The sequence below is a fragment of the Xanthomonas hydrangeae genome, from assembly GCF_032697525.1.
GTDB classification, from domain to species: domain Bacteria; phylum Pseudomonadota; class Gammaproteobacteria; order Xanthomonadales; family Xanthomonadaceae; genus Xanthomonas; species Xanthomonas hydrangeae.
Window position 1 is genome coordinate 3,695,505 of record NZ_CP103836.1, and the last position, 12,111, is coordinate 3,707,615.

The 12,111-nt window shown below is 62.5% G+C and carries 7 protein-coding genes; 5 read left to right on the forward strand and 2 right to left on the reverse strand.

Annotated elements, in window-relative coordinates; genetic code table 11:
* Positions 1–403: 403 nt before the first annotated feature.
* Both NYR97_RS15750 and NYR97_RS15755 read left to right on the forward strand, forming a co-directional pair.
* Complete coding sequence (locus tag NYR97_RS15750) at positions 404–1,369, forward strand: cation diffusion facilitator family transporter (RefSeq protein ID WP_316694471.1); 966 nt, start codon at positions 404–406, stop codon at positions 1,367–1,369.
* Between the two features lie 169 nt (positions 1,370–1,538).
* On the forward strand, positions 1,539–2,822 hold the full coding sequence (locus NYR97_RS15755; protein ID WP_316694474.1) for an aspartyl/asparaginyl beta-hydroxylase domain-containing protein: 1,284 nt from the start codon (positions 1,539–1,541) through the stop codon (positions 2,820–2,822).
* Positions 2,823–2,844: 22 nt separating this feature from the next.
* On the opposite strand, the gene NYR97_RS15760 is transcribed toward NYR97_RS15755, so the two are convergent.
* On the reverse strand, positions 2,845–4,347 hold the full coding sequence (locus NYR97_RS15760; protein WP_316694475.1) for a tetratricopeptide repeat-containing sulfotransferase family protein: 1,503 nt from the start codon (positions 4,345–4,347) through the stop codon (positions 2,845–2,847).
* Between the two features lie 160 nt (positions 4,348–4,507).
* Here NYR97_RS15760 and NYR97_RS15765 point away from each other — a divergent pair, with 160 nt between their 5' ends.
* The 3 genes from NYR97_RS15765 to NYR97_RS15775 all read left to right on the forward strand — a co-directional run bounded on the left by NYR97_RS15765 (position 4,508) and on the right by NYR97_RS15775 (position 9,828).
* A complete protein-coding gene (locus NYR97_RS15765; protein ID WP_316698291.1) occupies positions 4,508–4,963 on the forward strand; it encodes a hypothetical protein in 456 nt (151 codons plus the stop codon).
* A gap of 40 nt (positions 4,964–5,003) precedes the next feature.
* A complete protein-coding gene (locus NYR97_RS15770; protein WP_316698292.1) occupies positions 5,004–6,575 on the forward strand; it encodes a tetratricopeptide repeat-containing sulfotransferase family protein in 1,572 nt (523 codons plus the stop codon).
* Between the two features lie 400 nt (positions 6,576–6,975).
* Positions 6,976–9,828 (forward strand): TonB-dependent receptor, encoded by a 2,853-nt coding sequence (locus tag NYR97_RS15775; protein WP_205392032.1) that lies wholly within the window; start codon positions 6,976–6,978, stop codon positions 9,826–9,828.
* Between the two features lie 169 nt (positions 9,829–9,997).
* Here the strand turns inward: NYR97_RS15775 and NYR97_RS15780 are convergent, their stop codons facing one another.
* Positions 9,998–12,079, reverse strand: coding sequence for a 3-hydroxyacyl-CoA dehydrogenase NAD-binding domain-containing protein (locus NYR97_RS15780; RefSeq protein ID WP_316694479.1), 2,082 nt, complete (start codon positions 12,077–12,079; stop codon positions 9,998–10,000).
* Positions 12,080–12,111: the final 32 nt, after the last annotated feature.

Below are 12,111 nucleotides of genomic sequence, written 5' to 3' on the forward strand. Positions count from 1 at the left end.
GCCGCGTAAGGTCCCGCGACGGTGGGCGGGCAAGGACCAGTCGAGAGTGTCGGTGTGCATGGTTGCAAGCGGGGCAAGCGGGGCAAGCAGGGCAAGCAGGGCAAGCAGGGCATGCAGTGTGGCCGTCCGATGATGTGCGGTCCGATCGGCTCCTTTCGATCCGAGCAATGTCACTGCCACTACCGACATCACTCAACTCGCCAGCGAAGGCGAGTGCGGCCAGCATGTTGCCGCCATCGCTGCGGCGTTCGAGAGCTTTTGTTGGCTGCTCCAAGTTGCTACCCGCCTGCGTAATACCATGCATCACCGCGCCTACGTGATGTGATGTCATCACGCCCGGGTGTAATAGTCTCCGCCATCGCGTGCGCCTAAGGTGCGCGCATCGCACGAGGCCACCGCATCCATGGGACACGACCACAACCACGCACCCAGCGACATCCGCCACGAGAAACCGTTGTGGTGGGCGCTCGCACTCACTGCCACTTTCCTGTTGGCAGAGGTCATCGGCGCGTTCATCACCAATAGCCTGGCGCTGCTGTCGGACGCCGCGCATATGGCCACAGACACCGTCGGCCTGATGATCGCGCTGGTTGCGGTGCGCCTGAGCCGACGCCCTGCCGACGCGCGTCGCACCTATGGCTATGTGCGTCTGGAGGCGCTCGGCGCGCTGGCCAATGGCGCGCTGTTGTTCGCGGTCGGCGCTTACATCCTGTGGGAAGCCGTGCAACGCTTTCGCGCGCCGCAGGATATTTCCTCCAGCGGCATGCTGTTGATCGCCGGCTTCGGCCTGGTGATCAACTTGATCGCGATGAAGCTGCTGCACGCCGGCAGCGGCGAGAGTCTCAACGTCAAGGGTGCCTATCTGGAAGTCTGGAGCGACATGCTCGGCTCGGTGGCGGTGATCATCGGCGCGCTGCTGATCTGCTGGACCGGCTGGCAGTGGATCGACCCGGTGCTGGCCGTGCTGATCGGCCTGTGGGTGCTGCCGCGCACCTGGGTGCTGTTGCGCGAAGCGATCAACGTATTGCTGGAAGGCGTGCCCAAAGGCATCGATCTGCCTCAGGTGCAGCAGGCGCTAAGCAGTTATCCGGGCGTCGAAGACGTCCACGACCTGCACGTCTGGGCGCTGGCCTCCAGCACGCCCGCACTCACCGCACACGTGGTTGTCAGCGAAACCACCGACCGCGACCGCCTGCGCGAGGCGCTCGGCCAACTCCTGCACGAGCGCTTCGAGATCACCCACGTCACGCTGCAGGTGGAAAGCGGGGACTGCGGCACCGAGCCGTGCGGGACGCCACTCGTGTCGAAAGGCGCTGCGGAGCACGATCACCAGGGGCACGCGCACTCTCACAGCGGCCACTCGCATTGATGTTTTGTTGCAGGGCATAAGCATCCTGAAGCGGCGCCGCTGGCAGGTCGTCGCTCACAGCAGCGTGTGCAGGTCGCGCACAGGCAGCGTGCTACGTAGCAGCCTGGCTGTTGCGATGCCGCTCAAGCCGTATGATCGAGCCGGGGAAGGCTGACAGGCTGCGGGTGTCATGGCGTTACAGATCGAACAGACAAACGAACAGATCGCCGCGCTGATCGCCGAGGCAGGTGCCGCGGCATCGGCGGGGCAGTGGCAACAGGCCGAGCAGTTATGGGCACAGGTGCGTCAACTGGCGCCTGCGCATCCGCAAGCCTTGTATAGCCTGGGCGTGCACGCCTACCAACGGGGCGACACAACGGCAGCGTTGGAGTATCTGAGCGGTGCACGCGCAAGCAGCCCAGGCGACCCGATGATCGTGCTGACCATTGCGGTGGTGAAGCAGGCGCAGGGCGACGTGGATGGCGAGTGGCAGGCCATCAGTAGCGCCTTGGCGCTGGATGCCTACTTCCTGCCCGGCCTGCTGGCCAAGGCGGCGTTTCTGGAAGCGCGCGGTCGCCCACGTGCGGCCGCCGTGGTCTATCGCGACGCTTTGAAAGTCGCGCCGCCAGAACCGCAATGGCCGGCGGTGTTGCGCCGCAAGCTAGCCCTTGCCAAGCAAGCGGTGGAACAGGACACGCTGGAACTGGAAACGCAGTTGCAGACCTTGCTTGCGAGCCCCAGGGCAGCGGTGGATGCAGCGCTAGAGGGGCGCTGGGACGAGGCCGCAGCGATCGCCTGCGGGCGCAGTCGTCCCTTCCATTCCCAATCCAACCGCCTGTATGTGCCTCGATTGCCGGCCTTGCCGTTTCACGCAACGGATTCCTTCCCGTGGATCGATGCAGTGCAGGACCAGACCGACGCAATCGCACAGGAGTTGCATGCGGTCATGCACGACGATCAACGCGGATTCGCCCCTTATATCGCCTACGCACTTGACCAGCCGGTCAATCAATGGAAAGAGCTCAATCATTCGCCGGCGTGGAGTTCCTATCCGCTCTGGGCCCATGGCAAGCCGGTGCAGGAGCATCTAGTGCGGTGTCCCGCCACTGCAGCCGCATTGTCATCGGTCGACGCCGCGCAGATCGATGGCGTGTGTCCCAACGCGATGTTTTCGGTGCTGGCGCCGCAGACCGTCATTCCGCCGCATCATGGCGAAACCAATGCGCGTCTGGTGGCGCATCTGCCGTTGATCGTGCCGGAGGGTTGCAGTTTTCGCGTCGGTTATGACTGGCGGCGCTGGGAGGTCGGCAAGGTACTGGTGTTCGACGACTCGATCGAACATGAGGCGCGCAACGACAGTGCGCAGGTGCGCGTGGTGCTGATCTTCGATATCTGGAATCCGCTGCTGACCCAGGAAGAGCGCGGCATGGTCAATGCCATGGAGACCGCCATCGCACGTCACCGTGCTGGATGACGCGCTGCTGCCGCAGCCAGGCTCAATCCGCAAGCGTCACGCCGGCCTGGGCGAGTGCGGTGCGCAGAGGAGCAAGCTGCGCAGCGTAGTGCCGCCAGCGTCCCGATGCATCGGCATGCAAGGGGCGACGCACCTGCCAGTAGCTGGCGGTTCTCACGGCCCCGGCTGCGAGGTGAAAATTCAGGCAGTCCGGTTCCCAGGGCAACTGCAGAAAGTCCAGCAAGGCGCGCAAGGTCGGTTCCGGCGCGGCGACGAAGGCGTCATAGTCGAAGCTATGGATGCTGTCCGGATACAGCGATAGCCAATGCTCCATCAAGCGTTGATATGCCGCGTAGAAATGGCCGATATCCTCCAGTCGACCTGCATAGCCAAACCCATGCGGATTGAGCTGCTGCATGAAGATCGACAGCCCGTTGTCGAGTGGATGACGACGCGTGTGCACGATTCTTGCGGCGGGAAACAGCTGCTTGATCAAACCGATCAACTGGAAATTATCCGGTCGCTTGTCGGTGACATAGCGCAGGTGCGCCTGTTCGGGAACAGCCGCTGCCACGCGTTGCCGGTAGCTGGTCGCCAACTGGGCCAGGGTTTGAGCGGATAGCGCATGTGCAGCCTGCGGAAACGGCGACAGCGACTGTGCCACCAGTCGTGGCAGCGCATCCAGTTCACCGCCCGCCGCAATGCAGGGATGGCGCGATAAGGCCTGTTCGACCAAGGTGGAGCCGGAGCGGAACATGCCGCAGATAAACAGCGCAGACACCGTGTCGTGCTCAGCAACCTGCGGCAGCGGGGCGGTCGCGCCATCGGCTGCGGCAAATACCTTCGCGATGTGGTCGAAATGCTGTTGTCTCCGAAGCGGGTCGTAGCGCCTTGCCTGTGCATGAGCATGACGATTGCCGGCGCTTGCTGCGTCGAATGCGCGCGCGTGCAGACCGAGACGGTCGTAGGCGTGGGCCAGCGCATGCAGCAAGCTGGCGACAAGCTCCGGATCCTGGTCGGGTGCCGAGACTGCCTGCCCGAGTGTGAGCAGGCGCATGTCCTCGGCGTGGATAGGCGGATCCAGATGCAGCAGGCGTGCAGTGGCTTGCAGCTGCAGCGCGTGCGTAGCGGCGTCGCTATCGACAAGAGCGACAAGTCGGCAATAGGCCGCAATCGCCTGGTCGCGTGCGCCCAGTTCTTCGTGCAGATTGCCCAGATTGAGCAGCGCCGGAGCGTAGTCGGGCCGGCAGCGCAGCGCCAGGTCGAGTTCGCGCTGCGCCGCCGCCTCCTGATGGAGATGGTCGCTATAAAGAGCGGCGCGATTGAGGTGGATCTGCTCGGGGGATGTTGCGCCACAGACCAATGCCTGCGCATAAGCGTCCAGCGCACCGGACGCATTGCCGGTCCGGCGCAACAAGTACCCCAGGTTGTACCAGGCATCGGCCGAGCGCGGCTGCGTCTGCAGCACGCGCTGATACGCCACGATCGCCTGCTGCAACTGGCCCTGCTGCAGTAGTTGTGCGGCCTGCTGCAAAGACATGTTCAAGGCGTAATCCTGGGAGGCAGTGCGTCAGTTCAGACCCGCAGCTTAGATGGCGCTTGCAGCCTGTTCAATCGATGCCAGGCAAAACAGCGCCGGCCTGGCTCTCCACCGCCGTCCGGTTGCCTTGTATGCTCAGGCGCAACCGACGATTGAAGATGCGCAAATGCACAAGCGGAGACTGTGTGGGCTGGCAATCATGTGCTGCACATGGGGTGTGGTGGCTCAGGAGACTCCAACGCATCAATGCGCGTCGGTACTTGAGCCATTGCCGCGGCTGGCCTGCTACGACGCCAGCTTCCCGCCAGCGCAGGCCGTACGGGCCGCAGAAGCCAGCAGGGGCGTGCGTGAGTTTGGCCATAACGCAGATGAAGTATCTGCTGCTGCTGCGAGACGGTCGTCGCCTGCGCAACTGAGCGCAACAGTGCTTGCAGTGACCTATCAGGCAGACGGCACCCGCACGGTGTCTCTTGATACGCACCAGCGCTGGGCACTGACAGAAGCAAGCAGCCGCGGCCATTTGGCCGAAGGTGATGTGATAGTGCTTCGCAAGGCGGCAATGGGCAGCTACATGCTGGTGACCGCTGCCGGCGTGGCGCTGCGCGCGCGTCGTATCGACTAGCCGGATGACCGGCCACAGTGCACCAAACAGGGAGAATGGATTGACTGAGACACAGCTGCGCGCACTCTTGCGCGACGGATATCAATTGCTGCGTCAAGGCCGTTATGCCGACGCAATTGCTCTGGCCGATCGCGCCTGCGCGGACCAGCCTGACAACGCTCACCTGCTCGAATTCGCAAGCGAAGCCCGGTTGGCCAACGGTGATCCATATGCTGCAGCCGAGTGCATCGCCAGCGCTGCAGCGGTGGCATCGTCGCCACTTCCCTTATTGATCAAATATGCCAGCCTGCTGATACAGCTGCGCCGTCGCCGTGAGGCGACGTTGGTCGCGCGTCAAGCGCAGGCGCTGGCAGCAGCGGATGGCAACGCGTGGTGGCGGATCGGCGCGCTGTACAGTGGCTGCCAGGACGTGGCTGCAGCCCGTGACGCCTATCAGCAAGCGCTGACGCTGCTGGGGGACCAGCCATCCTTGCTGTACGACCTGGCGACCATGCAGTTCTTCGGTGGCGAATTCGATGCCGCTGAAGTCACCGTGGAGCGGCTGTTGCAACTTGCCCCAACTGCTGGCGATGCGCTGTACCTGCGCGCAACGCTCCGGCGTCAGACCGGGCAGCACAACCATCTGGACGACCTGCGCCACCGGCTGGCAACCACGCTATCGGAGCCATCTGCCAGGGCCGCAGGCCTGTACGCCTTGGCCAAGGAACTGGAAGATCTTGGGCAACATGCACAATCCTTCGAAACATTGACCACAGCAGCGGCATGCAAGCGCAAGACCTTGCAGTACGACGTGACCGCCGAGTGTGCGCATATCGCTGCGGTGCGCCAAGCCTATGCTGCGGATGCCCTACGCACGTTGCGGCCGGGTCACGACGGTGAGGGCGTGATCTTCATCGTCGGCCTGCCGCGGTCAGGCACCACCTTGTTGGAACGATTGCTCATACAACGCGGCGGCGCGCGCTCTGCAGGCGAATTGATGGATTTCGGAGCAGTTCTTGGAAGCGCCACCTCTGGCGTGATGGCGAGCAATCCCGGCCTGACAGCGGCGCAGGCGTCGCTGAAGATCGATTTCGCAGCAGTCGGCAAAGAGTATCTGCGCGGCGCTCGTGAAGTGGTGCATGGTCATCCGGTACTCATCGACAAAATGCCGGTCAATTACCTTTACTGCGGCATGATTGCGACCGCGCTGACGCGGGCGCGCATCATCCATCTGGTGCGCGATCCGCTGGACACGTGCTATGCGATATACAAGACCCTGTTCTACAACGCCTATCCGTTTTCATACGCGCTCGATGAGCTTGGCGACTATTACCTCGCGTACCAACAGACCATGCGCCACTGGCACTCGGTGCTGCCCGAGAAAATTCTCGATGTGCATTACGAAGATCTGGTGCGCGATACCGAGCATCAGATCACGCGAGTGCTGACGTGGTGTGGACTTTCATCGAATGAAAATACGTCCGAATTGAAGGACGTGGCGTTTGTCACTGCCAGCGCTGCGCAGGTGCGTGGCGAGGTCCATCAACGGTCGGTGCACAGTTCTCGGCGGCATTTGAACGAGCTCGCTCCGTTAATGAAGCGGCTCCAAGCGGCGGGTGTGAGCGTGTCTTGAGTTTCAGTTTCTAGGGATTCGCCATCAACCACCAACAAGCCCAACTGGCACGCGGAAGCGAGCTTTAGCTTCTATGGAATAGATGTAACCACGATTACGGAGACCAGCCTCTACAGGTCGCAGGGGTGCAGCGAGGCAGTTTTTCCGTGACGGGCGCACTCTTTTGGGGCTTCAACGCACCTATTCAGAGCATTTCTGAATGGCGCTTTAACTTTCGTCAACATCGTCTTAACATCGGGTTGGCAACGTTTTTCGGAGCGCTCTTCGCCCGGCCGTTTGCCAATGTGGCTGCGCAGTTTGAATGCGTTCGCCAACGATGTCGCAGTCGATCCGCGCTCGCATCACTTCAGATGCCGACGCATTGCGCTGCTTTCCCCCGTTCGGACTTTCGGAGAGAAAGATGAGATTGAAGACCACCAAGTTGCGCGATGCCATCAGGGTATCGCTCACGGTTGGCGCTGCTGCGCTGGCCTTGTCGGGAACCGTCATGGCACAGGAGCAGCCGTCGTTGGATGCCAAAAGCCTGGACACGGTCAATGTCACCGGCACGCGTATCAAGAGCCAGACAATGACCGCCTCCAGTCCGGTGGCAGAAATCAACAAGGAAGAATTCCAATACTCCGGTTCGACCAAGGTCGAAGATCTGATCAATCAATATCCGCAACTCGCTGCGACCTTCGATAACTTCGCCAACAATGGGTCGGACGGCTATGCAACGGTCGATCTGCGCGGCCTCGGCGCGCAGCGCACGTTGACCCTGGTCAATGGCCGGCGCATTCCCAAGGGCATCGGCGAAAGCCCGGATATCAGCATCATTCCCGCGTCATTGGTACGCCGTGTGGACATCCTGACCGGCGGCGCTTCTGCGGTGTACGGGTCGGATGCCGTCGCCGGTGTGGTCAACTTCGTGCTGGACGACGAGTTCGAAGGTGTCAGTGTCGACATGGGCTACAACGCCTATCAGCACGACAATGGCAACAAGCTGATGCGCGGCTTGATGGACGATGCGGGATACGATTATCCGACCGGCAATTCCGGCTTCGACGGCATCTCCCGCAATGTAGACCTTGCCATCGGCGGCAGCTTCGGCGAATCGGGTCACGCCACCGCATGGGCAACCTGGCGCGAAAACGATCCGTTGCTGCAGGGGCAGCGCGATTACTCTGCGTGTGCATTGAGCAATCGCGGAACTGCTTGCGGCGGCTCTGCCACTGCAGATCCGGCCAACTTCTATGTGGTCGCGCCTTCTGCGGGTGCGTTCTACGTGCAGCCTTCCGCAAGCGGCACCTGGTCGCAGGTTGCATCTCCGAATCTCTACAACTTTGCGCCGGTGAATTACTACCAGCGCCCGGATACGCGCTATACCGCCGGCAGCAGCTTCAAATACGAAGTGAACGAGCACTTCAAGCCCTACCTCGAAACCTTGTTCGTCAATCGCAAGAGTTCGACGCAGATTGCGCCATCGGGTGCGTTCTTTACCGATCTCAATGTCAATTGCGGCACATCGGTACTTGGCAGCCTGTGTAACGATGTCGGCATCACCGACGACGAATTCACTGTGTATGTCGCCAAGCGCAACGTCGAAGGCGGCCCGCGTATCACCAATTCGGACAGCAACAGTTTCAGCATCACCAGCGGTGCGCAGGGCGATATCAACGACAACTGGTCCTACGACGCATCGTTTACCTATAACCGCAGTACCACCAAGTCCGAGAACATCAACGACTTCGTGACCACCCGCGTACGCGATGCACTGCTGGGCTGCCAGCCGGGCTCGTTCGACGGTTGCGTGCCGTACAGCGTGTGGAACGATAGCGTCACCGCAGCCGAGGCAGAAGCCCTGCAGGGCGTGGGTATCGTCAATTACGAAACCTCGATGCGCGTGTTCAACGCCTACGTGACCGGCAACTTTGGCTATAGCCTGCCGTGGGCCGGCGATAACCCGATCAGCGTGGTCGGTGGTGTGGAAACCCGTACCGAGACCTTCAAGCGGGTGGCCGACAGCAATATGCAGACCGGCAACTTCACCGGTCTGGGTGGCCCTACATCCAATGTGTCCGGCGACATCAGCGTCAAGGAGCTGTTTCTGGAAGGTGCGGTACCGTTGTTGGCCAAGGCAGGCAGTCTGGACAACCTCGACATGCAGCTTGGCTATCGTTACTCGGACTACGACATCTCCGGTGGCGTCAGCACTTACAAGGTCGGTCTGGGTGCGACGTTTGTCGATGGCAAATACCACCTGCGTGCAGGCTGGAACCGTGCGATCCGCGCTCCGAACGTGACCGAGCTGTACAACGAAAATACAATCAATTTGTGGAGCGGGAGCGACCCCTGCGCCGGCGCCAATCCGACATTTACCCAGGCCCAGTGCGCCAACACCGGTGTGACGGCCGCGCAATACGGCCGTGTGGCGGCAAACCCTGCAGGTCAGTACAACGAAATCGGTGGCGGTAATGCTTCACTGCAGCCGGAAACGGCCAACACCTGGACGGTCGGTTTTGCTGCCAGCCCGATCAAGGGGCTCGATCTGAGCGTGGACTACTACGACATCAAGATCGACGATGCGATCCGTTCGATCGGTTCATCCAACATCCTGACCGCCTGCGGTGTGACCGGCAATGCGGATATCTGCAGCCGCGTCCGCCGCAATGCCACGACAGGCGATCTGTTCCGCGGCAGCGATGCGGACATCTCCGGTCTGATCTTCAATTCCCAGGACAATTTCGGCTCATTGCATTTCCAGGGTATCGATCTGACTGCGTCGTATGCATGGAGTGTCGGCCCGGGCCGCCTGACAGCCTCGATGATGGGTAGCTATGCCCTCAAGCAGGAATACGAGCCGGTTCCGGGCGTGCAGGAAGTGACCTACGACTGCGCGGGCGTGGTCAACGTGGCGTGCAACAGTGCCGAGTGGCGGCATGTGCTGAGCACGCGCTACAACTTCGATCGCTACACCGTCAGTCTGCGCTGGCGCTATATCGGTGAGCTGGACTACCAGAATACCGACGGCACGCCGGGGACCACCGACGTGCGCCTGGTCAATCAGGACAACAAGGTCTCTGCCTACAACTACTTCGACCTTTCCGGTTCGATGCAGTTGGGCGATTACGTCACCTGGACGCTGGGCGTCAACAACATCGCCGACAAGGAACCGCCGTTGGTGGGTGGCAGCCTGACCTACAACGGCAACTCGCTCGGTGGTTACGACCAAGCCGGCCGCTACTTCTTCACCAGTGTGGGCCTGCGGTTCTGAGTCGCTTCGTGACTGTGCAAAAAAGAACGGCGAGCCTTAGCTCGCCGTTCTTTTTTGTCGCTTGCCACATGCGCCGCCGATGACGCGCTACTCCACGACCTCATGCCATGTGATCGCCGCTAGCGGCTCGGCTGCGCGTTTGTTCGAAGTGGCAGCTGAAGTCAGCGTGTCACATCACCGCCTCACGCAACAACGGCGAATCCCAGCCTGGGCGCGGCGCAAAACGATCGCCGTAACGCGCATGCAGTGCCTGCAAACGGTCCAGCAGCGCGCCGGCGCCGACGCTGCGGATGTGCTGGATCGGGCCGCCGCGGAACGGGGCAAAGCCGGTGCCGAAGATGACGCCGGCATCGAGCAGGTCCGCATCGGCCACCACGCCGTCGTGCAGGCAGGCGACCGCTTCGTTGAGCAGCGGCAGGATCAGGCGATCTTCCAGGTCTGCCGGCACCGCGTAGCCGCTGGCGACCTCCGGTTTGACCGCGCGGCCGTTCTCCCACTTGTACAAGCCCTGGCCGTCCTTCTTGCCGCGCTTGCCCGGCTCCACGGTGGCCAATGCTGCAGGAATCGGCAGGTGCAGGAAGGGGGCGAGCTCCGCGCCCACGCCGGCGGCGACATCCAGCCCCACCGTGTCGATCAGTTCGATCGGCCCCATCGGCATGCCGAACTTCACTGCGGTCTTGTCCAGCACCGGGCCCGGCACGCCTTCGGCATACGCGGTGGCCGCTTCGAGCAGATACGGGAACAGCACCCGATTGACCAGGAAACCGGGTGTGCCCGCAACCGGCACCGGGAACTTGTCCAGCGCCTTGCAGAACGCGGCCAGGCGCGCGACGTTGGCCGGATCCAGGCCGTCGTGCTGCACGATTTCCACCAGCGGCATCATCGACACTGGATTGAAGTAGTGCAGGCCGGCGAATTGCGCCGGACGCTGGATGTGTCCACGCAACTCGGTCAGCGGAATCGACGAGGTGTTGGTGGTCAGCAACGCATCCGGCTTGAGTTGCGGCTCGATGGACTGGTAAAGATCACGCTTGGCCTGCGGGTTCTCGATGATCGCTTCGATCACCAGGTCCGCCTGCGCCACGCCCGCACCAGCCAGATCGCCACGCAGGCGCGCCGCCACTGCCGGCCGCTTGGCCTCGTCTTTCACACGCTTGTCGAACAATTCGCCGCCGCGCGTCAGCGCGGTGTCGATGAAGCGCTGCTCGCGATCCTGCAGCGTGACCTCGAGGCCCTTGTAGGCGGCCCAGGCCGCGATATCGCCGCCCATCACGCCGGCACCGATCACATGCACATGGCGGATAGGGGCCAACACCGCAGCGCCAGCGTCCTTGCCGCCCAACGCTTTCAAGCGCTCGGTGAGGAAGAAGATGCGGATCAGGTTGCGTGCGGTCGGTGTACTGGCGAGTTTCACCACCGCCTTGCGTTCGGCGGCCAGGCGCGCCTGGATGCCGCTGCCACCGGCGCGTTCCCACACGTTGATCAACGCATACGGCGCCGGGTAATGCTCCTTGCGCGCCTTGCGTGCGACCTGTTTGCGCATCTGTGGCGCCAGCAGCTTGCGCGCGAGCAAGGTGTTGGTGGCCCACGCAGTGGCGCGTTGTTTGAACGGGCGTTTGCTGCCGGTGAGCGCCAGTGCGGCGGCGACATCGACCAGCACCGCAGGCGCGGCGACCTTGTCGACCAGGCCCATCGCGCGCGCTGCCTTGGCCGACACGGTGCGGCCGGTCAGCATCAGATCCATCGCCGCCGGCGCACCGATCAGGCGCGGCAAGCGGGCGCTGCCGCCCCAGCCGGGAAAGATGCCGAGCTTGGTTTCCGGCAGGCCGATGCGCGTGCTGCCATCGTCTGATGCCACCCGATAACGGCACGCCAGCGCGATCTCGGTACCGCCACCCATGCAGAAGCCGTGGATCGCCGCCACCGTGGGGCAGGGCAGTTCGGCCAGCTTCTGAAACACGCTCTGGCCGCGCTGGATCGCGTCGTTGACCGTGCCCTTGCGGTCGAATTCCTGGAATTCCTTGAGGTCGGCGCCAGCGATGAAGCCGTTGGCCTTGCCCGAGCGCAGCACCACGCCCTTGGGCGGCTCCAGTGCCAGGCGTTCGATCAGCGCGCCCAGTTCGAGCAGCACCTCCTGCGAAAACGCGTTGACCGGTGCGCCCTGGCGATCAAGGCTGAGCACGACCACGCCGTCCTCGCGCAGGTCGGCCTGCCAATGGCTGAATCGGAGCCCGTCGAAACCTGGAAGCATGCGTCTGGCCGTCCGGAGATATAAGGAAAGAT